Genomic DNA, 21622 nt, shown 5'->3' on the forward strand with positions numbered 1-21622 from the left:
CTGACATGAGCGCGATGCGACAGGCTGCAAATGGTGTCTTCTCCATGAACGGACGAGAGTGGTCTCTGCTTGTCGCCTGTTTGCTGGCGATCGTCATCTTTTCTGTCGCATCACCCCACTACGCCACATCAGGCAATGCGGCGACAGTCCTGCGCAACAGCGTCGAACTTCTGTTGATCGGCCTTGGCATGACCCTGCTTCTGGCCATGGGCGGCATCGATGTGTCGATCGGCATCGTCATGGGTCTCGCGGCGATTGCCATCGGCCGCGTGCTCGGCGCGAACGGCAATCCGGTGCTGGCGATCGTTGTCGGCCCGTTGGTCGGGGCATTGCTGGGATGCGTGACGGCCACCGTCGTCGTCCTCGGCCGCGTTCCGGCGATTGTCGGAACGCTCGGCCTGCTCGGCGTCTACCGCACCGCCGTCTTCGCCCTTCTCGGCGGGCAATGGCTTTCCGGCCTGCCCTCGAGCCTCACCAATCTTCTTGCAGCCACTATACTTGGTGTCCCCGTTCCTGCCTTGGTGATCGCGGTGGCCTATCTGATCGTCTGGATGGCGTTGCGTCGAACGCCCTATGGACTCTATCTGCTGGCAATCGGCAATTCGGAGGAAAAGGCGCGGCTGTCGGGAATACCGGTCATAAAGACCCGCTTCATGACCTTCATCATCAGCGGGGTCCTGACTGGCATTGCCGCGACTTTCTACGTCGCCACCTACCGTAATGTGGAAATGACCATCGGCAGCACGCTGGCGCTGGATGCCATTGCCGCGGTCATTCTCGGCGGCACAAGCATATTGGGTGGCAAATGCAGCCTGATCGGCACCGTGCTCGGCGTGCTCCTCCTGCGAATCCTCCAGAACGGACTGCTGCTGATTGGCGTCCCCTCGCTCTGGCAGCCCGTGGTCACCGGTGTTCTCATCATCGGCGTGCTCGGTTTCGAGGCCATCTCCGGCCGATTGCCACTTAGCCTGATACAGCGAGCCCGCGCATGAAAACACTCCGCAACTTGCAAGGCCCCGCCCTCACCCTGGCCTTGCTCTGTGGGCTTTGGCTGGTCGTGATTGTCGGCCTGCTGGCGCTGAGGCCCTCGGTTTTCAATCTCGGCACCGTCACCACCGTTCTTCAGTTTTCGACGATCCTGGCGCTGGTTGGCCTGGGTCAAGGGCTGGTCATCATGGCCGGCGGCGCCGGCATCGACCTTTCGGTCGGCGGCGCGGTCTCGCTTTCGGCCATCGTCGCAATGCTCTGCCTCAAGCTGGGCCTGCCACCAACCCTGCTGCCGGCGATCTGCATCCTCGCCGGCGCAATGCTCGGCGCATTGAACGGATGGCTGGTAAACGGGCTCGCCCTTCTCCCCTTCATTGCGACGCTTGGCACATTTTTCGTCTATTCCGGCGCGGCACTTGCCGTTACCGGGGGTGCCGCTCAGGCAGGCGTGCCCTCGTGGCTGCTTGTGTGGGGGCGCGGCGTCGTCATGGGCATTCCAATGCCCTTCCTCACGCTTGCCATTCCGTGCTTTGCCCTTGCCGGCCTGGTGCTGATCTCGACGGCCTGGGGGCGTTGGATCTACGCCATGGGCTTCAACGAACGCTCGGCCAAACTGGTCGGCATTCCGGTCGACCGCGTGCGCTTCATTCTTTATGTGCTGAGCGGCGCGCTCGCCGGCGCTGCCGGTCTGGTTTCGCTCGCCTGGCTCGGCAGCGGCAGGCCCAATATCGGCCAGAACCTCGAACTCGAATCGCTGACCGCCGCCATGTTGGGAGGCATCGTCATCACCGGCGGACGCGGCGGCGTCGGCGGCGTGTTTGCGGCCGTCCTGCTGCTGGTCACGCTGAAGACCGGCCTTCTGCAATTGAACATTAACACGGTTTGGCAGGTGGGGATTGTCGGCGCCCTTCTGGTTTTCGTCCTTCTCGCCGACCGACTGTCCCAACGTTGGAGATCATGATGCCGTCCAAAGAAGAGATCATCGCCGCGCGCGTCGAGGCGAGTGCCGACCGTATTGTCGCAACGCTGAGCGATCTCGTCGCCTTCCCCTCGATCGTGAAATCCAACCCTAAGGAAGCCGGCCCCGGCGAGCGTGATTGCCAGCTCTATCTGCAAAAACGCATCGAAGCGCTTGGCTTCTCGACCGACCTCTGGGATCCGGACGGCCCGGCGCTCTACGAAAAATACAAGGGACGCGCCGGCGCCAACAAGGGCCGGACATTCGAGGGCCGGCCCAATCTCGGCGGCGTCCTGAAGGGTACGGGTGGAGGACGCTCCATCATGCTCACCGGCCATATCGACGTCGTCCCGCCGGGCGCCGCGAGCCATTGGACGACCGACCCGTTCCAGCCCGTCCTCAAGGACGGCTTCCTGCACGGCCGCGGCACGGTCGACATGAAAGGCGGCGTCGCCTGCATGCTGATGGCTGTCGAGATCCTGAGGGACCTCGAGATTCCCCTGTCCGGCGACGTCGTCTTCACGACCGTAGTCGATGAGGAGATCGGCGGCATGGGCTCGCTTGCCATGGTCGATCGCGGCTTTCACGCCGACGCCGGCATCATGACCGAACCGACGGCGAACAAGATCGCACCACTCTGCCACGGCATCCTGTGGGGCAAGATCATCATCGACGGCATAGGTGGCCACGCGGAGCTCACGCCGAATGCCTGGTATTCGAGCGGCCCGGTCGATGCCGTCCAGCTTTGCCGGCAAATTCTCGACGGCGTAGACATTCTCAACCGGCGCTGGATGTTCGATCCCAGGAAAAACCATCCCCTGATGGACCTGCCCAACCAGATCATCGTCACCCAGATCAATGCCGGCGAGCACCCTTCTTCAATGGCGGGTCGCGGCGAAATCATCATCGACGCGCAGTATCTGCCGAGCGAACATGACGAGTTCAGGCTGGGTGGCAACGTCAAACGCGAAATCGAAGAGCATATCGCCAACGTCTGCCAGGCAGACCCCTATCTGCGAAAGCACCCGGCCCGCGTCGAATGGATTCTCGACGCGGACTGCGCCGAGATCCCGTCGGACAACCCGTTCGTCGGCGCCTTCCAGCAGGCGGTCGAGGAAGCCAATCTGTCACCGGTCCTCAGTGGCTTTGGCGCGCATAGCGACATCGGCCTGCCGACCGGCCTTGGCAACACACCAACCGTCAACTTCGGCCCGGGCGACCCGGCGCAGGCGCACCAGCCCAACGAACGCGTTTCGGTGCGCGATCTCGTCGATTGCACAAAGGCGATTGCGATTGCCGTCGAGAAATGGTGCCGCTAACAGGCCACAGAACCGGGTGGCCGGTCACCCGCCAAATCGTGGCTCCGGCACGCCGGTAACGCCGAGGCCGGTGATGGCGAACAGGCTGCCGCGCAGGACACCGTCGCCGGGAAAGCGCGGCAGTGGCGGCTTGGCCATGGAGGTGACGTAGAGCGTGTCGAGCTTCGGCCCGCCGAACATCACGCTGGTGATTTTCTTCACCGGCATGTCGATGATGCGATCTATGCTGCCGTCCGGCGCATAACGCACCAGCCTGCCGTCATAGACCAGCGCATTCCACAGATAGCCCTCGGCGTCGACGGTCGAGCCATCGGCCGCACCGCCCCGGCTTGTGTCGACGCGGGTAAAGGTGCGGCGGTTGGTGGCCGTACCGGTGGCGATGTCGTAGTCGTAGGCCCAGATCTCGCCGGTCCAGGTGTCGGCGAAGTAGAAGGTGCGGTCGTCGGGGCTCCAGCACGGGCCATTGGAGCAGATGATGCCGGAATCGATCCGGGTGACGGAGAAATCCGGATCGAGCCGATAGAGCCCGCCTGAAGGCCCCTCCTCCATCGTATCCATCGAGCCGGCGAAGAAACGGCCGTGCCGGTCGACCTTGCCGTCATTCAGCCGGTTCATCGGCTTGTCCGGCTCCGGATCATGGATCAGCGTCACCTCACCGGTGGCAAAATCGAGCAGGTGGAAGCCGCGCTGCAGCGAAACCACCGCGCCGCCGCCGTCCTTGCGCAGCGCCATCGAGCCGATCTTCATCGGCACGTCCCAGGAGCGGATTTCGCGCCCGTCGGCGGTCGCCCGGAACACCCGCCCGTCGAAACTGTCGATCCAGTAAAGGCGCTCCTGTTCGACGTCCCAAAGCGGCCCCTCTCCCAAAGTGGTCTTCACATCCACCACGACTTCGATCTTCATGCTGTCCTCCTCTCTATTGACGCCGCGCAGCGATTGGTCGGGCCGCGTCAGAAGGCAACCTTGTCGCCACCCTTCAGGGATAAGATTTCGCGCGCCTCGTCCGGCGTCGCCACCTCCATGCCGAGCCCCTCGATGATCTTGCGCGCCAGCACGACCTGTTCGGCGTTCGACTTGGCGAGCTTGCCCTTGCCGGCCCACAGGCTGTCCTCCAGCCCGACCCGGATGTTGCCGCCGAGTGCGGCCGATTGTGCGGCGATGCGCAGTTGGCTGGCGCCCGCGCCGAGCACCGACCAGCGGAACTGGTCGCCGAACAGCCGGTCGGCGGTGCGCTTCATATGGGCGACGTCTTCCGGATGGGTGCCGATGCCACCGAGCAGGCCGAACACCGACTGCACGAAGAACGGCGGCTTCACCAACCCGCGATCGGCGAAATGGGCGAGGTTGTAGAGATGGGCAATGTCGTAGCACTCGAACTCGAAGCGCGTGCCATTGTCGTAGCAGGTCGCCAGAATGTACTCGATGTCCTTGAACGAGTTGCGGAAGACTAGGTCGCGCGTCGCCTCCAGATGCGGCTTTTCCCAGTCGAACTTGAAGGTCTCGTATTTATCGGCGAGGTGATAAAGCCCGAAATTGATCGAGCCCATGTTGAGCGAAGCGACTTCCGGTTTGAACTGGGCGGCCGGGCGCACGCGCTCTTCTACCTTCATGTACGGACTGCCGCCGGTGGTGATGTTGATGGCGGCATTGGTGCCTTGCTTGATGCGTGGCAGGAAGCGGGCAAAGGCCTCCGGCGTCTGGTCAGGCTTGCCCGTCTCCGGGTCGCGGGCGTGCAGATGCAGGATCGCGGCACCGGCCTCCGCCGCGGCGATCGCTTCCGACGCGATCTGGTCCGGCGTGATCGGCAGGTAGGGCGACATGGTCGGCGTGTGGATCGCCCCGGTCACCGCACAGGTGATGATGACCTTGCCCCTGGTCGCCGTCGCGCCGGGCTTGCGGCTGGTTTCTTTCATTGTCCGAACTCCTGATCCGATTTCTTCTTGTGTGCCGCCAGCGCCATCAGCCGGCGATCTCGCCAGACCTGCCGCCCGCCCAGATTTTCCCTCGGCAGGCGCTTGCTGCGCTCGGCCTCGACGGTTGCCATGACCTCGCCCGCCCAGTCGACCCGGCGCAGCATCTGCGGAAAAATGTTGGAATAGATGCCCTGGTAGCGATCGACATAATCGCGCACGCCGCCGGGCGCGTTGAGGTCGATGGTCTCGAACGGCCCCATGAACGACCAGCGCAGCGCCAACCCGTCTCGGATGCCTATGTCGACATCCTCGACGCTGGCATAGCCGTCGGCGACGAGCCGGAAGGCTTCCTCAAGCAAGGCACCCTGCAGGCGGTTCATGATGAAGCCGTCCAGCTCGCGCTTCATCACCAACGGCGCATGACCGGCATCGATGAGGAAGGCGCGGGTTCTTTCCAGCGTCTCGACCGACGTCCATGGCGCCGGCACCACCTCGGCCGCCGGAATGAGGTAGGGCGGATTGATCGGATGCACGACTAGGCAGCGGTGCCGCCCCTGCAGATGGTCGGTGAACTTCGACGGCAACAGCGCCGAGGTGGAACTGGCGATCACCGTTTGCGGGCCGGCCAGACTGTCGATCAGGGAGAACACTTCCCGCTTCACATCGAGGTTTTCAGGGGTGTTCTCCTGGACATGGATTGCTCCGGCCAGCGCCTCCTCCAGTTCGACCGCGATGGCGATGCGGCCAAGCACGGCATCGACGGACTGCCCACGCAGCAGGTCGTTCGAAGAGAGGTCGCCAAGCACGCCTTCTATGTAGTCACGCGCACCGCCCGTCGCGGCGGGCGACTGGTCCCACATCCGCACGTCATGGCCGGCGCGGGCGAAGCTGATCGCCCAGGCCCGCCCGATGAAACCGCTGCCGACAATCGCAACCTTTGCCATGGATCGGCCCTCCTCAGAGCGTTTCGACGTTGCCGTCAACGCCGAGCGACTGCCCGGAAATGTTGATGCCGGCGTCCGACAGCAGGAACGCCACCATCGAGGCGACGTCATAAGGGCTGGTCATGCGGCGCAGCGAAATGTTCTGCAGGTAGCGCGCGGTCATCTCCTCGTGGCTGATGCCGACCTGCCTGGCGCGCGCCGAGATGACGCCCTCGATGCGCGGCCCTTCGATGATGCCCGGCAGGATCGCGTTGACCCTGATGCCGTGCGGCCCAAGCTCCTTGGCGAGACTTTGGGTGAAACCGATGACGCCGAACTTGGCCGCCGAATAGGGCGTGCGGAAGGCATAGCCGTGGCGGCCGGCCGCCGATGACATCGACACGATCGAGCCGCCGCCCGCCGCCTTGATCAGCGGCACGGCGCGCCGCGCACACAGGAACTGGCCGGTCAGGCAGATATCGATGCAGCGACGCCAGTCGTCCGGCTCGATCTCGTCGACACCACCGGTCGGCCCGGCGATGCCGGCATTGTTGATCAGTGCGTCCAGCCCGCCGAGTTTTTTCTCAACCGCCTCGAACAGCCGATCGACGTCATCGTCGCGCGAGACATCGGCCTTGACCGCCGCGACGAGGTCGATCTTGCCAGGCGCGGCAGCAAGTGCCTCGTCGGAAACGTCGCAGACGACGACACGCGCGCCAAGCCGCGAGAGCGTGTCGGCGATGGCAAAGCCAATGCCGCCGGCGCCCGCCGTCACCAGCACGCGCTGTCCTTTCAGACCGGCCAGGAATTCGTCCGCCGTTTGAGGTGCCTTTGCGCTCATCGTTCCGTCCTTTTCATTGCAACTGCCGCTCGCGCAACGCCATGACGGCGCCCAGAACGACCAGTCCGTAGAGAATTGCCCTCGTGGCGTAGGGCAGCGTGGTACCGGCCAGCAGCATCTGCAGCGCCGTCAAAAGCAGCACGCCTCCGAGCATGCCGAGATAATGGCCGCGCCCGCCGGTGATCAGCGCACCGCCCACCACCACGACGGCGATCGACGGCAAGAGATAGTCGTCGCCCATGCCGAGGCTCGCCTGGCCGGAGAAGCCGGTCAGCATGATGCCAACGACAGCGGCGCAGACTGCCGACAGCATATAGACCAGGATCAACGTGCGCTCGACGCCGATGCCGGACAGGCGCGCCGCGCGCAGCCCATTGCCGATGCCGTAGACCCGGCGCCCGAACGGCGTGCGTCCAAGCAGCAGCACCGCCACCACCACGAAGACGACCATCAGCAGGACCACCGGAGTCACGAAACCGAGCTTGGCGGTCATGAACCAGCGCAGCATCGGCGAGGAAAAACCGGCCGGTGTGCCCTGCGAATAGAGCAGTGCGAAGCCTTGCAGGATGCCGTTGGTGGCGAGCGTCATGACGATCGGCGAGATGCCGAGATAGACGATGCCGAAGCCATTGGCGAAGCCGATGGCACAGGCCATCACCAGCACGACAGGCAAGGCGTAGAGGAGTGCCGCGTCGGAGCCGTTGACCATGCCGGCCAGGATGATGCCGGAAATACCGATCGTCCACGGCACGGAGAGATCGAGGCCGCCGGTCAGGATGACCGTTCCCTGTCCCAGCGCCAGCACGGCGAGAAAGGACGACAGCACCAGCAGCGAATTCCAGTAACCGGGGTTGAGGATGGCGCGGCCGAGCCAGATCTGGGTGACGACCACGATGATGAGCAGGCAGACATAGGCAGGCAGCGCGTAGCGCAGCGTCTCCGCGTTGCGAACATGGAAGGCGGGACGCGGAGATGCTGTGTCGGGCTTGCCATGCGAGGGTCCGGCAATCTTGAGCCGCCGGTCGATCGATTCAAGCTGCGAGGGCAGAATACCCGCGCGCCAGGCGGCCAGCCGGGCTCGCGCCGCGCGCAGTTGCACGGCAAGCACCGATGCGTGAGACAAGGATCCGGCAAGGGCCGCCAGCACCAGGATGGTGCCTTCGGCGATGGTCGAATAATAGGCCGATACATTGAGCACCAGCAGGATGTTCACCACTATCATCAGGATGTAGGCGCCGAACACAGAACCCACCGGACCACCCTGCCCGCCGCCCAGGCGCGTGCCGCCGACAACCACCGCCGCGAACATAGACAGAAGCAGCGGATTGCCGACCAGCGGGTCGCCGCTGCCGGTCTGGGCGCTGATGAAGACGCCGGCAAGGCCGTAGCAGCCGCCGGCGATCACATAGACGGCAAAGCGCACCAGCACGACGTTGATGCCGACGGCGGCAGCCGAATCCGCGTCGCTGCCGACCGCATAGAGCGCCGTGCCGAAACGGGTTCCCTTCAGCCAGAACCAGGCGAGCAGGACGACGCCGATCACCACCAGCGGCATTGGCAGCCAGCCGGTGATCGCGTCGCCCAAATAGAAGGTGCCGAGATCGGGCGACACGAAGCCGCCGGGCTTGTCCATCACCAGCAGCGTCACGCCTTGCAGGATGAACATGGTGGACAGCGTCACCACGATGGGCTGCATGCGCAGCACCGCGATGAAGAAGCCGTTGAAGGCGCCCACCGCCATGCCGACGCCGATGCCGACGGCCGTCCACAAGAGGATGCTTGCGCCTGGCGCCATCGGATCCATGCTCGATGCCAGCACGGCATTGACCAGCGATATCACCGCGCCGGCGGACAGGTCGAAGCCGCCCGACAGGATCACGATCGTCTGGCCGATCGCCGCAAGCGCCGAGGTCGCGCCGCCGCTCGACAGGAACGACACGTCGAAATAGGTCAGTGGCCCGGCGCTGATCCAGTCGACGATGAAAAGCAGGATCGCAAGGACGCCCGCGGCGATCAGTGCACCGCGATTGCGTATCAGCGCACGGCGCAGGCCGAATCCGGCGGAAGCAGAGGGGGAAACGCTGCTCATGCGGCCACATCCCCGCCATGTCCAAGCGCCGGCCGCATGATGGCAGGCTCGGCGATGGCGTCGCCTTCGAGCTCGGCCGCGATGCGCCCGTCATAGAGAACCAGGACCCGGTCGCACTGGTGGACCAGTTCGGGAATCTCGGTCGAGTGCAGCAGGATCGAGCCGCCGGCGGCGACGTAGTTTCGCATCATCACATAGAGCTCGTGCTTGGTGCCGACGTCGATGCCGCGCGTCGGATCGAACAACAGCAGGATGCGGCTCTGCGCCACCAGCCACTTGGCAATGGCGATCTTCTGCTGGTTGCCACCCGAAAAAGCTCCGGCCCGCGTCCACAGCGCGCGGCGGTCGACTTCGACGGTGGCGAACGCCGCCTCGACGGAGCGGGCCTCGGCCACGGCATCGACAAGGCCGAAGCGTGTGAAGCGCGACACCACGGGCAGCGTGGCGTTCTGGCTGCCCGGCAGTTTCAGGAACAGGCCCTCGGATTTGCGGTCCTCCGGCACCAGGCCGATGGCCATGTTGGGCAGCAAGGCATCCGCCGGAGAGCCGAGCCAGACCTTGCGGCCGTCGACAAGGACGTCGCCGCGGGTGATTTCGGCCATGCCGAAGCAGGCTAGAAAGAGGTCCTGCTGGCCCATGCCCTGCAGCCCGGCAATGCCCAGGATCTCGCCGCGGTGCAGATCGAAGCTCGCGCCGTCGAGCTTGCGCCCGACCTTCAAGTCACGCACGCCCAGGACCGGCGGACCGAAAGCCTGGGCGCCATCGGGCTTGGGCGGAAAGGTCTGTTCGATGCTGCGGCCGATGATCTTTTCGATGACGTCGGCGTCCGAGACATCGGCAACCGGCGCGGTGACGATGTGGCGGCCATTCCTCAGGATCGTCAGCGTGTCGCAAAAAGCGCGAACCTCGCGCATGCGATGGGTGATGAAGACGATGGTGGTGCCTGCCGCCTTCAGTCTGGCGATGATGTCGCCCAGCCACTCGACATCGCGACCGGCGAGCGTCGAGGTCGGCTCATCGAGCAGCAGGATGCGTGGCTGGCGGTAGACGGCGCGCGCGATCTCGATCTTCTGGCGCACGGAAAGCTCGAGCTCGCCGACCTCGGCATCGAGATCGACGGAAAAGCCGAGCTCGTCGATATGGCGACGGACCGCCTTGCGCGCCGCCGCGCGCCGGATCAGGCCGGAGACGCCGACCGGAGCATAAGGCATCAGCATGTTGTCGAGGACCGAGAGGTCGCGCACCAGGGTCATTTCCTGGAACGCCGTCTGCACGCCCAGCGCGTGTGCCGCGCGCGGTGCGCCGTAGCCGATCTCCTCGCCGAAGACACGGACATGGCCGGCACTCGGCCGCACCAGCCCGGACAGCAGTTTCACCAGTGTCGACTTGCCGGCTCCGTTCTCGCCCAGCAGCGCGTGGACGCTGCCGGGCGCGATGCGGAACGACACGCCGTCCAGCGCCACCGTTGGCCCGAAGGCCTTGCCGATGCCGTCGATCTCGATGGCGGGAAGCGCTGGGTGTTCTGTCATGTCCTCGATCGCCGGGCTGCGCATTTCTGGGCGACACGCATTAGTGCGGATCGACGATGCACGGACAAGATGTCCGCGCATCGTCTGGGTTTGCCTTGGGAGGCTAGTTCTCGGGCTGTCCGACGAGGGCGGCGTTGAGGCCGATCTCGGGCGTCTGGTCCGAAAAGATCGAAGCGAACCAGCCGGGATTGGAAACCAGTGACGGCTTGAAGACGTTGCAGCCGGCCTTCATCTCCGCCCAGGTGCCCTCGTTGCAAAGCTTGATCGTCTCGTTGGTGACGACCGGCAACGGCAGGATCGTGGTCTTCGGCACGTCCTTGCCTTCGATCGCCTCGACGGCAAGCTTCAACGCCAACGCGCCGGAATAGGGCGGCGAGGCATAGGAAATGCGTTGCGCGCCCGCCGGTGCATAGGGAGGAGCGGCACCTTCGACCTCGGTCCCCTCCGGCAGCATCTGGATGCGGCCGCCATTCGAGCCCTCGCCGGCGCAAGGCAGCAGTTCGCTGTTCTTCTTACCGGCCTCGAGTTGCATGGAGTTGGCGGTGAAGCAGCCGACCTGCATCCACAGACCGTTGATGTCGCCCCAACTGCGCGTGGCGAGGATCTTGGACAGCTCGGTGCGGGCGACCGCCTGGCTCCACATGCCGACAGCCTCGCCGACGATCTTGATGTCAGGATATTTGGCGAAGACTTCCTTGGCGGCCTTGGTGCGCTGGTCGTCGACCGATGTTCCGGGAACACCGGTGATGGCGATGATGTTGCCCTTGCCGTTGAGCTTCTTGACGAGCCATTCGGCGGTCACCCTGCCCGCTTCCAGCTGATCGATATGGACATTGTAGGCACAAGGCTCGGTGATCTCGGCGTCATAGGCAAAGACCTTCACGCCCTTGTCGCAGGCATTCTTGACGACCTGGTTGAGCGCCGTCGGCGAGATCGGATACACGACGATCGCCTCTGCGCCGCTCTGCACCATGGCGTTGATCTGCTGGATCTGGCGTTGCGCGTTGGGTCCTGCGACCTGGACCTGCAGGTCGACCTTGTCGGCCAGGCTTTTGTGCGCCGCGATGGCCTTGACCATGTTGGCTGCCTCCGCCTGCCAGTCATTGCCGATATAACTCATGCTGAGAAAGATCTTGTGCTTCTGGGCCGCGTCAGCCGCGGACATGTCAAAAGCACACATAGCCATGCCTGCCAGCAGCGTGAGCCGCCGGACTTTCAATCCGATACCCATGTGAAATTCCTCCCGATCCGAATGACCGAATGCCTCCCGAGGGCACGAAAGCCAGCCCTCGCCATCCGACATTGGAAACCGTACCATGATTTGATCAAAGATCAATGATGAAAAGTCTTGACGGTTAGGCGACAGTCGCGGACGCTTGACGCCGCTGCCGGAACCCTGCATTCCGGGAACGGGTTGTGGCGCGGCCTTGCGCGGAAAGGTTGATGGGGAGATGGCCGGAGCGGCGTTCAGGAAGCCTGGTGTCGAGATCGTGCCCCTGTCCAGGGAAACCCTGCAGGACAGGGTCTATCGCCATGTCACCGAATTGATCCTCGACGGCAGCATCGTGCCTGGCGAGATGGTGACCGTGCAAAGCCTGGCCGACGCCTTCGGGGTCAGTCCGATGCCGGTCAGGGAGGCCTTGCGGCGGCTGACGGCGGCCAACGCCTTGATGGTTGTTTCAGGCCGCTCGATCGGAATTCCCGCACTCAGCCGCGCACGCCTCATCGATCTCAGGAATGTCCGCTTCGAGATCGAAGCGATCGCCGCCGCGTGGGCGGCCGAGCGCATGGATGACCGGGGCATCGCCCAGCTCAGCCTGCACCTCAATGCGCTCGAACAGGCCAACGCGGCGGGAGACGTCAAATCCTATCTGCGCGCCAACTATGCCTTTCATTTCTCCATCTACCGGGCGGCGGGGTCCGAGAACATCCTCAACATCATCGAGAACCTGTGGCTGCAGATCAGCCCCTATTTCAACATGCTGCATGATTCCGGAAACTACTCGACCGCCAACGAGCACCACCAGGAGATGTTCGCGGCCTTGCGCAACCGCGATGTCGAAGCCGTCCGCCAGGCGATCCGCGCCGACATCGACGCGGCCTTCGACGTCCTGGTCGGCCTGCTGAAATAGGACTGCGAAGCCTGCTCGGGCTTTCGCCCCAAGGTCGAGGACGATAGTCACGGCGGATCGATATGGCAGTTCCCGGCGATCTGCTCGACCGCCTCTTCAAACCCCGCAAGGTCGAAATCCGCCTGGCCGCGCCCTGACAACAGTCCGAACCGCCAGGAAAGCGACAGCCGGCTTGCGGAAACGAGCCGCTTGATCGCATCGGCGCCGTCAAGCACCAGCATCCTGCCGCGCGATCCGACCGACCAACTCTCGTCGAACTTGTCGCCGTCGACGGCAACCGACATCGTGATCTTGCGGCTGGCCGAAACCGCGTCGTTCAATTGCAGCCATTCGGTCCAGCGCGGTTCGCCGCCTGCCCGGCAGGCAATGGTCAGGACCGGACTGTAGCTCAAGGCGCCACCGCCGGTGATCAGCTTGTTGGTGGCATGGAGCGAAGCCGTGACAAGCCCATCGTCAGCCGTGCCGAAGCGCCAGTCGCCGGCAATCGCGTCGGCGGGGGCAAGATTGCAGGCGAAGGCCAGGACGAGCGTCAGGGCGACAGCACGCCCCGTTTCGAAGAATAGGCTCAACGCCCCCTCCAGGAATTTGCAGCAGAAGCGCAGATAGTGATCAACGCTTGGTATCGCCAAGTGCCACGGCCTGAGAAGCCGGCCGCCTGTTGCAGTTTCGCAACGAAAAAGGCCGCCTCGGGGGCGGCCTTCGTCAATTCCATCGAGTGCCGAGACTTATTCGGCGTCCTTGGCGGCCGCCTTCTTCTTAGGCGCAGCCTTCTTCTTCGGCTCTTCGGCCTCATCGCCAGACTTGGCATCGGCCTTCTTGTCGTCGGCCTTCTTGGCTGCGGCTTTCTTGGCCGGCTTGGCCTTGGTCGTGGTTTCCGCTTCCTCGTCGTCGGCCATCAGCTCTTCCTTGCTGACCTTGACGTCGGTGACCGAGATCTGGCCGAGCAGGTGGTCGACGACCTTCTCCTCGAACATCGGCGCCCGCAGCGCATTCAGCGCCTCGGGATTGTTGCGGTAGAACTCGAAGGCTTCCTGCTGCTGGTTGGCCGGGAAGCGGCGAACCTGCTCGAACAGGCCGCGCTGCAGCTCTTCGTCCGACACGGTGACGCCAGCCTTCTCGCCGATCTCGGCCAGCACCAGGCCAAGGCGCACGCGGCGCTCGGCAAGGCGCATATATTCGGCGCGAGCCTCTTCCTCGGTCGTCTCTTCGTCGGCGAAGGTGCGGCCGGCCGCTTCCAGATCGCGGTTGACCTGCGCCCAGATGTTGTTGAACTCGGCCTCGACGAGCTTCGACGGTGCCTCGAACGAATAGGCCGCGTCGAGTTGGTCGAGCAACTGGCGCTTGACCTTCTGGCGCGTCATCGAACCGAACTGGTTCTCGATCTGGCCGCGCACGATCTCACGCAGGCGCTCCAGCGACTCCAGGCCAAGGTTCTTGGCGGTCTCGTCGTTGATTTCGAGTTCGCCGGGCTTCGACACTTCCTTGACGGTGACGTCGAAGGTGGCTTCCTTGCCTGCCAGATGCGCCGCCTGGTAGTTTTCGGGGAAGGTCACGGTGACCTGCTTTTCGTCGCCGGCCTTGCTGCCGATGAGCTGATCCTCGAAGCCGGGAATGAATTCCTTGGAGCCCAGCACCAGCGGCTGATCGTTGCCTGCGCCGCCGGCAAAGGCCTCGCCGTCGATCTTGCCGACATAGTCGATGCTCACGCGGTCGCCCTCGGCGGCCTTGCCGGTCTTCGGCTCGTAGCTGCGTGCCGATTCGGCGACCCGCTTGACCTGCTCGTCGATCTCGGTTTCAGGCACGTCGTACACCTGACGCGTTACCTTGATGTCGGAGAAATCCTTGATCTCGATCGCCGGAATGACCTCGTAGTTGAGGCGGAATTCGAAGTCGGCACCACCGGCCAGGATCTTCTCGGCCTCCTTCTCGTCCTCGGTCATGATGACCTCGGGCTGCATGGCTGCCTTCTCGCCGCGGCCCGTGATGATCGACCGTGTCGAATCGTTGAGGATCTCGTTGACCACTTCGGCCATGAACGACTTGCCATAGACCTTGCGCAGGTGCTGCACCGGCACCTTGCCCGGCCGGAAGCCGTTGATGCGGACCTTGTTGCGGGCGTCCGACAGCCGCGCCATCAGCTTGGCTTCCATGTCACCGGCCGGCACGGTGATCTTGATCTCGCGCTTGAGACCGGAGTTGAGTGTTTCGGTGACCTGCATCGTAAAACCTTTGTTTTCACCAATGAGGCTGCCAAACGGCTCCCTGCCGTTCACAGCCTGCCGGTATAGTCTTGCCGGGAATGGCTTTTGGTACGGAACCTGGCGGTTTGACCGGAAATACGGCTCAAACTCTCCCAAACTGCGTTCCAAAATGTGAATAAGTTCTTGTTTTTCCTACTTCTTATCACATTCTGTAGAAGCGGATCGTCGCGTCCCGTCACATTTGACACGCCTTTTGTCACACGCGAGGCTAATTTTCAACAGTCTTCGCATTTCGGCCGATAACCAACATTTTTGGTCCTGACCCAACATTTCGCCCCTGACATTGACAGAATGATGGCTACATGGGATTGCCGGATCATGCGGATGTGGCGGAACTGGTAGACGCCCTGGATTTAGGTTCCAGTGCCGAAAGGCGTGGGGGTTCGAGTCCCTTCATCCGCACCACCCTTCGCTCTGACGAGCTTCGGGTGGCAGGCCACCTGAGGCTCTATCACTAATACAGCGGCTCCTCGAACAGCGTCTTGTCGCCATCGACCAGCGCCTTGATCTGCGCCTTGCCGTCGCTGGCAAGGGCAAGCCTGATCCCGAAGGGGCGCACCCGCATGTCGTTCTGGATCGCCATCCCCTCGCCTTCGGGCAGGTAGAAGCGCTCGATGCCGTAGTCCGGTGCGATCGTCGCGCTCTCCCCGCGAAGATCCCAGCCCTCGGCGACATGCCCTGATATATCCGCTTCGTCGGTGCCGGCGGGCGTCGGCGCCTTGCCAAACCAGGCGGTGGTTGGCGTCCAGTAGCCGTCGGCCCCCTTCTTCAGGCGGACCACGATCGGCGTATCGTCGCTGGAGAATTTGCCAGCCGGGATGTTGGCGATCATTTTCACCGGGATGCGCGAAATCTCGTAGCCGAGGATAATATAGTCGCCGCGCAGCAGGTCGCGCGGATCGACGGGTTCGATCTTCAACAGCACGTCCTTGCCGTTGCGCAGGATCGCCGCCCGGCCGGCGATGATCCAGCTCAGGAACCCTATCTGGACGAGCACCAGCACCAGCGCCGAAATGATCAGCCGCTTTCCGGTCATCATGCCGTCGCTCCCTTGGTGACTGGACCCTTCATGCGTTTTTCGACACGGATGATGACCACCGCGAGGATGCCGAGCAGTACGGCGGCGGCAAGGAAGAAGCCTGCCGTGTCGAGCATCGACTGCAAGGTCACCACATAGATGATGGCGAGTTCGAAGGCGAAGCCGAGATAGGCAAGCCAGCGCAGACCGCGGCTCTCCCGTCCTGCCAGCACGATCGCCGCGACGATGCCGGCTAGCGCGATGACGGAAGCGATGGCAAAGCCGCTGTTGTACGTGCTCTCGTCGGCCAGTTCGAACTGGATGATTGCCAGGCCGGTGAGGAAGCCGAGCAGTGCGTGCAAGGGCAAGCGGCCGCCAAGCTGGACGATCCTGTCGACCGGCTCCGGTGCGAACACGGCAGCCGCGAAAAGCACCGCAGAGACAACGGCCAGCGGGATCGCCACCGGCAGCGTCGCGTGGTTCATCGCCAACAGCACGAGATAGAAGAGCAGCGACAGGACGATCAAATGGCGTGCCGGCTGGCTGCGGGTCCAGAACGAGACGGCAAACAGCACGGCTGCCATGATGACGAAGGCGTGCGGAAATTCATTGCGATAGAAATAGTCGAACCCTCTCAGGAACAGCCAGGCATCGGCGATGCCGACCGCGGCGACCGTCAGCGGGTTCGACCGCAATACCACCGCAGCCAGCGCCGTGCCGGCGCCCCAAGTGATCAGGGCGGAAGCCTCGTCGCCCGAGAGATGATACATTTGGCCGATCAGCGCGATCGAACCGCCGAAAGCGGCGGCGGCCACGATCCACAGGGCCTCGCCGATTGCCGCATGGTCGCGCGTCTTCAGCACGGCGCCGCCGACATAACCGCCAAGGATGATGGCGAAAAGGGCTACAACCCGCGCCAGCCGCGGGATCGCGTCCCAGTTGGCGGCGACAAAGATCAGGATGGCGGCGCCGAACAGCAAGGCGGCCATCATTGCCAGGATCGAACCGAAACTGAGCGAATTGCGCTCGTTGGCCTCGACATCACGCGTTAGCGTATCGGCTGTCGCCGCGTCGATCAGGCCCGCCTGCCGCCACCGCGCGATATCCGACCTTACTCGTGACGAATAGCCCGCCATCCCGCTTCTCCCCCAAGTTTGGTCTTTTTTTCAGCCGGCCCGGTCAAACCTTTGACCCAGCGGCACTTTCTGATTCTGGCTTCTTTGTGTCAGGTCCGTGAAGGCGCGTTAATGTTGCATTGCACAATTTGCATTGCTGCCATGCAGCCATAGCGCTTTTAAATCGATATGGGTCCCCCTATTTATGGTTCGTACACAAACGGAATGATCCGCAAGAAAGACGAAACGAGAACTACCATGAACTTGATCCGCAATTACCGCAACTGGCGCCGCTACAGGGACACCGTGTCCGAGCTGAGCCGCCTGAGCAACCGTGAACTGACCGACCTCGGCATCAGCCGCAGCGACATTCCCTACGTCGCCCGCAAGGCGGTCTAATTCTTCGGACCGCGAATGGTCCGAACCAGTTTTGAAAAAGAGAACGACAATGAACCTGATCCGCAACTATCGTAACTGGCGCGTTTATCGCGAGACGGTTACCGAGCTGGGTCGCCTTTCGAACCGCCAGCTGCATGATCTCGGTATCGTCCGCGACGAAATCAAGATCGTCGCCCGCCGCGCGATCTAACAGGAATTTCGCTGGGGTCGACCTCCTCCCCGACCTCCAGCGAACGGTCAGCCCTTATCCTCCTCCCGAGGGTTGACCACCAAAACGACGCCCGCCGCACCTCCTCCCGCGGCGGGCGTTGTTTCCCCGGAGCAAAATGAATTTGCTCCAAAGGGTTTTGCCCCTTTCAAAAGATAGCAAAAGAGATTTCGTCAAAGCCGACCTCCTCCCCGGCAATGACGAATACGGTCGATCTTCACCTCCTCCCGAGGGTCGACCCTCAAAACGACACCCGCCGGACCTCCTCCCCCGGCGGGTGTTGTTGTATTCAGCGCCTGGTTTCGCCCTTCTGCGGTTTGCCCAACACCAAGCACGGCAATTGCAATCGCCGCACCAAGCGATTATTCCGGCGCTCATGAGCAAAAATCCCATCCATATCATCGGCGGCGGTCTCGCCGGTTCCGAAGCCGCATGGCAGGCGGCGCAAGCCGGCGTACCGGTCATCCTGCATGAAATGCGGCCCGTCCGCGGCACTGACGCGCACAAGACCGATGGGCTGGCCGAACTCGTCTGTTCCAATTCCTTCCGCTCCGACGATGCCGAGAACAACGCCGTCGGCCTGCTGCATGCCGAGATGCGGCTGGCCGGTTCGCTGATCATGGGCGCCGGCGACGCCAACCAGGTGCCGGCAGGCGGCGCGCTGGCCGTCGACCGCGACGGTTTTTCCGACGCGGTGACGAAAAAGCTCGAAGCGCACCCGCTGATCACCATCCAGCGCGAGGAAGTGCCGGGCCTGCCGCCGGCGGATTGGGACCAGGCAATCATCGCCACGGGCCCGCTGACCGCGCCGTCGCTTGCCCAGTCGATCGCGGAAGTGACCGGCGCCGATGCGCTCGCCTTCTTCGACGCCATTGCGCCGATCATCCATTTCGACACGATCGACATGGACATTTGCTGGTTCCAGTCGCGCTACGACAAGGTCGGCCCGGGCGGCACCGGCAAGGACTACATCAACTGTCCGATGGACAAGGACCAGTACCTCGCCTTCGTGCAAGCGCTGGTCGACGGCCAGAAGACCGAGTTCAAGCAATGGGAAGGCACGCCCTATTTCGATGGCTGCCTGCCGATCGAGATCATGGCCGAGCGTGGCGTCGAAACGCTGCGCTACGGCCCGATGAAGCCGATGGGCCTCACCAATGCCCACAATCCGACGGTGAAGGCCTATGCCGTGGTGCAGCTTCGCCAGGATAATGCGCTGGGCACGCTCTACAACATGGTCGGCTTCCAGACCAAGCTCAAGCATGCCGAGCAGGTGCGCGTCTTCCGCACCATTCCGGGCCTGGAAAACGCCGATTTTGCCCGCCTCGGCGGCTTGCACCGCAACACCTACATCAATTCGCCGACCCTGCTCGACGCCTCGCTGCAGCTGAAGTCGCGGCCTGGCCTGCGCTTCGCCGGCCAGATCACCGGCTGCGAAGGTTATGTCGAGAGCGCTGCGATCGGTCTGCTCGCCGGCCGCTTCGCCGCCGCCGAGCGGCTCGGCCAGCAGCCGTCGCTGCCGCCGCTGACGACAGCGTTCGGCGCCCTGCTCAACCACATCACCGGCGGCCACATCGTTTCCGACGATGAGCCGGGCAAGCGCTCATTCCAGCCGATGAACGTCAATTTCGGCCTGTTTCCGCCGGTCGAAGCGGCGAAGATCGAAGGCAAACGCCTGCGCGGCAAGGACAAGACCGTTGCCAAGCGCCACGCTATTACCTCGCGCGCGCTGGCCGATTGCAGGGAGTGGCTGGGCTTGCCGGCACAGGCGCAGGCCGCCGAATAACGAGCCTTTCGGATTGGACTCACGCAAGAAGTAGGATAATATACTACTCCTGATTGATGGGAGCCGTTCTATGGAATCCGCCGAGAAACTGTCTGTCACCGTCACGCCCGCAATGGCGCGCATGATCCGCGAGAAAGTCGAGGATGGTTCCTTCGGCTCCGCGAGCGAAGTGATCCGCGCGGCGCTGCGCGCCTTCCAGCGCGAAGAGGAAGAGCACGCCGAACGGATGGCGTCGATCCGGGCGCGGGTGAAGGCGTCGATCGAGGATACGAGGCCCGCCGTTCCACTCGAAAATGCAATTGAAAGAGTAAAGAGCCGCATTTCGCAACTCGCGCGAGACACCGGTGATACAGCGTCTCGCCGTCGTTCTTAGCGAAGAGGCGATTGCCGATCTCGAAGCGATTGCTGTCTACATCTTCGATAGCAGCGGAAGCGAAACCATCGCCAACCGTTTTGTCGATCGGATCAAAAATCGCTGCCAGGGCATCGGTAACGCCCCTCGCGGGGGTCGCCCCCGCGACGACATCATGCCGGGGCTACGAGCTGTCCCCTTCGAACATTCCGCCGCCATCGTCTATGTCGCTAATGACAATTTCGTCCGCATCGTCAACATCTTCTACGGCGGCCGTGACTACGAAGCACTGATGCGCGATGGTGGTTCGCGCGAGCCTTCGTAGCGCTACTCGGCCGGCTCCCCTGCCGCCACCGGCAGCCCCGGCTTCCCCGCCTCGCCTGGGTTTCGCCTGACATAGGCCGCCTTCAGGCTCTCCGAAGTCTCGCGCGAACCGTCATGGCTCCAGCCCGGCGGCTTGATCAGATAGTTGATGCGATCGCCAATCGAAAGACCTGGCGCAAAAGCGTCCCTGAACATGCCGATCCACTCGTGAAAAGCCACTTTCAGCGGGTTGAAGGTGCCGAGATTCTTGACGATGCCGTAGCGCGGCCGGTCCTCCTCCAACTCTTCGACGAAAGTGCCGAACATGCGGTCCCAGATGATCAGCGTGCCGGCATAGTTGGCGTCGAGATAGCGCGGATTGGTGGCGTGGTGGACGCGGTGGTGCGAAGGCGTGTTGAAGACGAATTCGAACCAGCCCCACATCTTGCCGATGGTCTCTGTGTGGATCCAGAACTGCCAGACCAGATTGAAGCCGAAGGTGAAGGCAATCACCGCCGGATGGAAGCCGAGCAGCACCAGCGGCGCCTGCAGCACGAACATGAAGGTGAACAGGCCGGTCCAGCTTTGCCTGAGCGCCGTCGACAAATTGTAATGCTGGCTGGAGTGATGGTTGACGTGCTCGGCCCACACCCAGCGCACCCGGTGCGCGATGCGGCGATAGACGTAGTAGCGCAGATCATCGAGCAGGAAGGCGGCCAGGAACACCCAGACCGACAGGCCGAGGTTGAAGACGCGGAACTGCCACAGCCACAGCAGCGCCCAGTAGGAGACGACGCCAAGCAGCAGTCCGGCAACAACATTGCCGGTGCCCATCATCAGGCTGGTCAGCGTGTCGCGCGTCTCGAACGAGCCCTTGGCGCGGCCTGTGCGCACCAGCCAAAGCTCGATCAGGATGGCGGCGACGAAGAACGGAATCGCCAGCTGGGTGACTTGCGGAAAATTGTAGTCGTCCATCAAGCAGCCTCCGCGGTGGAATTTGATTGGTGCGCGCTGAGAGCATTCAGCAAGGCTTGAGCATCGCCGGCACGGGCAAAGCGGAAGCTGCCGCCCTTCCAGGTAAAGTCCGCCAGGCGCATCAGAATTGTGTTCGTCTCGTCGGAATTGGACACGGATACGTCCGCAGCCGTGACGATGCGGGTCAAAAAGCAGTCGCCGACGCTGTGCACGATGCCGATGCGCCCGTGCCCGATATCCAGGAATGCCGTCCTGGCATCCGCCGTCAGGTGGACTTTCGCGGCCACTTCGTCGGGAAAATCCTCGCCGAAACGGCTCAATGCCTGATCTGCGCCGGCAAGCATTGCCGTCCTGCTGCCGCCGGTGAAATGCACGGCAGCGACCGACAGCGCAATGCCGAACACGACAAGGACGACCAGCACGGGCAAGCTCATGGATGGATTTCCTCCGGGCCGGCCCGTCGTCTTCGGCGACAGTTCTCAGCTCGGTCGAATCCTTAACACGGTTGACGTTT

General features: G+C 63.3%; 22 protein-coding genes and 1 tRNA gene. 10 read left to right on the forward strand and 13 right to left on the reverse strand.

Annotated features, from left to right (window positions below; genetic code table 11):
* The first annotated feature begins 5 nt into the window (after window positions 1-5).
* From FJ978_RS21320 to FJ978_RS21330, 3 genes are read left to right on the forward strand one after another with little or no spacing between them, the layout of a single operon-like run.
* Window positions 6-992, forward strand: a complete 987-nt coding sequence (locus FJ978_RS21320; protein WP_140573748.1) for an ABC transporter permease — start codon at window positions 6-8, stop codon at window positions 990-992.
* A complete protein-coding gene (locus FJ978_RS21325) occupies window positions 989-1948 on the forward strand; it encodes an ABC transporter permease (protein ID WP_140573750.1) in 960 nt (319 codons plus the stop codon). The genes FJ978_RS21320 and FJ978_RS21325 overlap by 4 nt, the downstream gene beginning before the upstream one ends.
* On the forward strand, window positions 1948-3264 hold the full coding sequence (locus FJ978_RS21330) for an ArgE/DapE family deacylase (protein ID WP_140573752.1): 1317 nt from the start codon (window positions 1948-1950) through the stop codon (window positions 3262-3264). The genes FJ978_RS21325 and FJ978_RS21330 overlap by 1 nt, the downstream gene beginning before the upstream one ends.
* 24 nt (window positions 3265-3288) lie before the next feature.
* Here FJ978_RS21330 and FJ978_RS21335 read toward each other — a convergent pair whose 3' ends face one another.
* The 7 genes from FJ978_RS21335 to FJ978_RS21365 form a co-directional block, all read right to left on the reverse strand.
* Window positions 3289-4167 carry an SMP-30/gluconolactonase/LRE family protein gene (locus FJ978_RS21335; RefSeq protein WP_013895132.1) on the reverse strand — a complete coding sequence of 293 codons (879 nt, stop codon included), beginning with the start codon at window positions 4165-4167 and terminating at the stop codon, window positions 3289-3291.
* 47 nt (window positions 4168-4214) lie between these two features.
* Window positions 4215-5177 carry a 3-keto-5-aminohexanoate cleavage protein gene (locus FJ978_RS21340; RefSeq protein WP_140573754.1) on the reverse strand — a complete coding sequence of 321 codons (963 nt, stop codon included), beginning with the start codon at window positions 5175-5177 and terminating at the stop codon, window positions 4215-4217.
* The gene (locus FJ978_RS21345) at window positions 5174-6121 is read right to left on the reverse strand and encodes a 3-hydroxyacyl-CoA dehydrogenase (RefSeq protein WP_140573756.1); all 948 of its coding nucleotides are present in this window, start codon (window positions 6119-6121) and stop codon (window positions 5174-5176) included. Before FJ978_RS21345 ends, FJ978_RS21340 begins: the two co-directional genes overlap by 4 nt.
* 13 nt (window positions 6122-6134) lie before the next feature.
* On the reverse strand, window positions 6135-6941 hold the full coding sequence (locus tag FJ978_RS21350) for an SDR family oxidoreductase (RefSeq protein ID WP_140573758.1): 807 nt from the start codon (window positions 6939-6941) through the stop codon (window positions 6135-6137).
* Between the two features lie 13 nt (window positions 6942-6954).
* A complete protein-coding gene (locus FJ978_RS21355; RefSeq protein ID WP_140573760.1) occupies window positions 6955-9030 on the reverse strand; it encodes an ABC transporter permease in 2076 nt (691 codons plus the stop codon).
* On the reverse strand, window positions 9027-10559 hold the full coding sequence (locus FJ978_RS21360; protein WP_140573762.1) for a sugar ABC transporter ATP-binding protein: 1533 nt from the start codon (window positions 10557-10559) through the stop codon (window positions 9027-9029). The genes FJ978_RS21355 and FJ978_RS21360 overlap by 4 nt, the downstream gene beginning before the upstream one ends.
* A 103-nt stretch (window positions 10560-10662) precedes the next feature.
* Window positions 10663-11790, reverse strand: coding sequence for a sugar ABC transporter substrate-binding protein (locus tag FJ978_RS21365; protein WP_140573764.1), 1128 nt, complete (start codon window positions 11788-11790; stop codon window positions 10663-10665).
* 220 nt (window positions 11791-12010) lie between these two features.
* On the opposite strand from FJ978_RS21365, the gene FJ978_RS21370 reads away from it, so the two are divergent.
* A complete protein-coding gene (locus FJ978_RS21370) occupies window positions 12011-12691 on the forward strand; it encodes a GntR family transcriptional regulator (protein ID WP_140573766.1) in 681 nt (226 codons plus the stop codon).
* 47 nt (window positions 12692-12738) lie between these two features.
* On the opposite strand, the gene FJ978_RS21375 is transcribed toward FJ978_RS21370, so the two are convergent.
* The gene (locus FJ978_RS21375; RefSeq protein WP_140573768.1) at window positions 12739-13260 is read right to left on the reverse strand and encodes a hypothetical protein; all 522 of its coding nucleotides are present in this window, start codon (window positions 13258-13260) and stop codon (window positions 12739-12741) included.
* A 156-nt stretch (window positions 13261-13416) separates the two neighbouring features.
* The gene (gene tig, locus FJ978_RS21380; RefSeq protein ID WP_140573770.1) at window positions 13417-14910 is read right to left on the reverse strand and encodes a trigger factor; all 1494 of its coding nucleotides are present in this window, start codon (window positions 14908-14910) and stop codon (window positions 13417-13419) included.
* 362 nt (window positions 14911-15272) lie between these two features.
* On the opposite strand from tig, the gene FJ978_RS21385 reads away from it, so the two are divergent.
* Window positions 15273-15357 (forward strand) — tRNA-Leu (locus FJ978_RS21385).
* A 49-nt stretch (window positions 15358-15406) separates the two neighbouring features.
* On the opposite strand, the gene FJ978_RS21390 is transcribed toward FJ978_RS21385, so the two are convergent.
* The gene (locus tag FJ978_RS21390) at window positions 15407-15991 is read right to left on the reverse strand and encodes a GDYXXLXY domain-containing protein (RefSeq protein WP_140573772.1); all 585 of its coding nucleotides are present in this window, start codon (window positions 15989-15991) and stop codon (window positions 15407-15409) included.
* Window positions 15988-17106, reverse strand: a complete 1119-nt coding sequence (locus FJ978_RS21395) for a DUF2157 domain-containing protein (RefSeq protein WP_140573774.1) — start codon at window positions 17104-17106, stop codon at window positions 15988-15990. The genes FJ978_RS21390 and FJ978_RS21395 overlap by 4 nt, the downstream gene beginning before the upstream one ends.
* Before the next feature lie 237 nt (window positions 17107-17343).
* On the opposite strand from FJ978_RS21395, the gene FJ978_RS21400 reads away from it, so the two are divergent.
* The 5 genes from FJ978_RS21400 to FJ978_RS21420 all read left to right on the forward strand — a co-directional run bounded on the left by FJ978_RS21400 (window position 17344) and on the right by FJ978_RS21420 (window position 20155).
* Window positions 17344-17484, forward strand: a complete 141-nt coding sequence (locus FJ978_RS21400) for a DUF1127 domain-containing protein (protein WP_013531315.1) — start codon at window positions 17344-17346, stop codon at window positions 17482-17484.
* 49 nt (window positions 17485-17533) lie between these two features.
* Complete coding sequence (locus FJ978_RS21405; protein WP_013895120.1) at window positions 17534-17674, forward strand: DUF1127 domain-containing protein; 141 nt, start codon at window positions 17534-17536, stop codon at window positions 17672-17674.
* Window positions 17675-18068: 394 nt separating this feature from the next.
* On the forward strand, window positions 18069-19478 hold the full coding sequence (gene trmFO / locus FJ978_RS21410; protein WP_140573776.1) for a methylenetetrahydrofolate--tRNA-(uracil(54)-C(5))-methyltransferase (FADH(2)-oxidizing) TrmFO: 1410 nt from the start codon (window positions 18069-18071) through the stop codon (window positions 19476-19478).
* 70 nt (window positions 19479-19548) lie between these two features.
* Window positions 19549-19851 (forward strand): type II toxin-antitoxin system ParD family antitoxin, encoded by a 303-nt coding sequence (locus FJ978_RS21415; protein WP_140573778.1) that lies wholly within the window; start codon window positions 19549-19551, stop codon window positions 19849-19851.
* The gene (locus FJ978_RS21420) at window positions 19826-20155 is read left to right on the forward strand and encodes a type II toxin-antitoxin system RelE/ParE family toxin (protein ID WP_140573948.1); all 330 of its coding nucleotides are present in this window, start codon (window positions 19826-19828) and stop codon (window positions 20153-20155) included. The genes FJ978_RS21415 and FJ978_RS21420 overlap by 26 nt, the downstream gene beginning before the upstream one ends.
* A 2-nt stretch (window positions 20156-20157) precedes the next feature.
* Here FJ978_RS21420 and FJ978_RS21425 read toward each other — a convergent pair whose 3' ends face one another.
* Window positions 20158-21108 (reverse strand): sterol desaturase family protein, encoded by a 951-nt coding sequence (locus FJ978_RS21425; protein ID WP_181176739.1) that lies wholly within the window; start codon window positions 21106-21108, stop codon window positions 20158-20160.
* A complete protein-coding gene (locus FJ978_RS21430) occupies window positions 21108-21542 on the reverse strand; it encodes a hypothetical protein (protein ID WP_140573782.1) in 435 nt (144 codons plus the stop codon). The genes FJ978_RS21425 and FJ978_RS21430 overlap by 1 nt, the downstream gene beginning before the upstream one ends.
* Window positions 21543-21622 lie beyond the last annotated feature (80 nt).

It is taken from the genome of Mesorhizobium sp. B1-1-7 (assembly GCF_006442705.1).
Lineage (GTDB): Bacteria > Pseudomonadota > Alphaproteobacteria > Rhizobiales > Rhizobiaceae > Mesorhizobium > Mesorhizobium opportunistum.

Coding starts and splice junctions, on each gene's coding strand:
- FJ978_RS21415 (WP_140573778.1), top strand. CDS start 19,549: ATGGAATCCGCCGAGAAACTGTCTGTCACCGTCACGCCCGCAATGGCG.
- FJ978_RS21405 (WP_013895120.1), top strand. CDS start 17,534: ATGAACCTGATCCGCAACTATCGTAACTGGCGCGTTTATCGCGAGACG.
- FJ978_RS21350 (WP_140573758.1), bottom strand. CDS start 6,941: ATGAGCGCAAAGGCACCTCAAACGGCGGACGAATTCCTGGCCGGTCTG.
- FJ978_RS21430 (WP_140573782.1), bottom strand. CDS start 21,542: ATGAGCTTGCCCGTGCTGGTCGTCCTTGTCGTGTTCGGCATTGCGCTG.
- FJ978_RS21320 (WP_140573748.1), top strand. CDS start 6: ATGAGCGCGATGCGACAGGCTGCAAATGGTGTCTTCTCCATGAACGGA.
- FJ978_RS21365 (WP_140573764.1), bottom strand. CDS start 11,790: ATGGGTATCGGATTGAAAGTCCGGCGGCTCACGCTGCTGGCAGGCATG.
- tig (WP_140573770.1), bottom strand. CDS start 14,910: ATGCAGGTCACCGAAACACTCAACTCCGGTCTCAAGCGCGAGATCAAG.
- FJ978_RS21390 (WP_140573772.1), bottom strand. CDS start 15,991: ATGATGACCGGAAAGCGGCTGATCATTTCGGCGCTGGTGCTGGTGCTC.
- trmFO (WP_140573776.1), top strand. CDS start 18,069: ATGAGCAAAAATCCCATCCATATCATCGGCGGCGGTCTCGCCGGTTCC.
- FJ978_RS21340 (WP_140573754.1), bottom strand. CDS start 5,177: ATGAAAGAAACCAGCCGCAAGCCCGGCGCGACGGCGACCAGGGGCAAG.
- FJ978_RS21325 (WP_140573750.1), top strand. CDS start 989: ATGAAAACACTCCGCAACTTGCAAGGCCCCGCCCTCACCCTGGCCTTG.
- FJ978_RS21400 (WP_013531315.1), top strand. CDS start 17,344: ATGAACTTGATCCGCAATTACCGCAACTGGCGCCGCTACAGGGACACC.
- FJ978_RS21360 (WP_140573762.1), bottom strand. CDS start 10,559: ATGACAGAACACCCAGCGCTTCCCGCCATCGAGATCGACGGCATCGGC.
- FJ978_RS21370 (WP_140573766.1), top strand. CDS start 12,011: ATGGCCGGAGCGGCGTTCAGGAAGCCTGGTGTCGAGATCGTGCCCCTG.
- FJ978_RS21335 (WP_013895132.1), bottom strand. CDS start 4,167: ATGAAGATCGAAGTCGTGGTGGATGTGAAGACCACTTTGGGAGAGGGG.
- FJ978_RS21395 (WP_140573774.1), bottom strand. CDS start 17,106: ATGGCGGGCTATTCGTCACGAGTAAGGTCGGATATCGCGCGGTGGCGG.
- FJ978_RS21345 (WP_140573756.1), bottom strand. CDS start 6,121: ATGGCAAAGGTTGCGATTGTCGGCAGCGGTTTCATCGGGCGGGCCTGG.
- FJ978_RS21425 (WP_181176739.1), bottom strand. CDS start 21,108: ATGGACGACTACAATTTTCCGCAAGTCACCCAGCTGGCGATTCCGTTC.
- FJ978_RS21355 (WP_140573760.1), bottom strand. CDS start 9,030: ATGAGCAGCGTTTCCCCCTCTGCTTCCGCCGGATTCGGCCTGCGCCGT.
- FJ978_RS21330 (WP_140573752.1), top strand. CDS start 1,948: ATGCCGTCCAAAGAAGAGATCATCGCCGCGCGCGTCGAGGCGAGTGCC.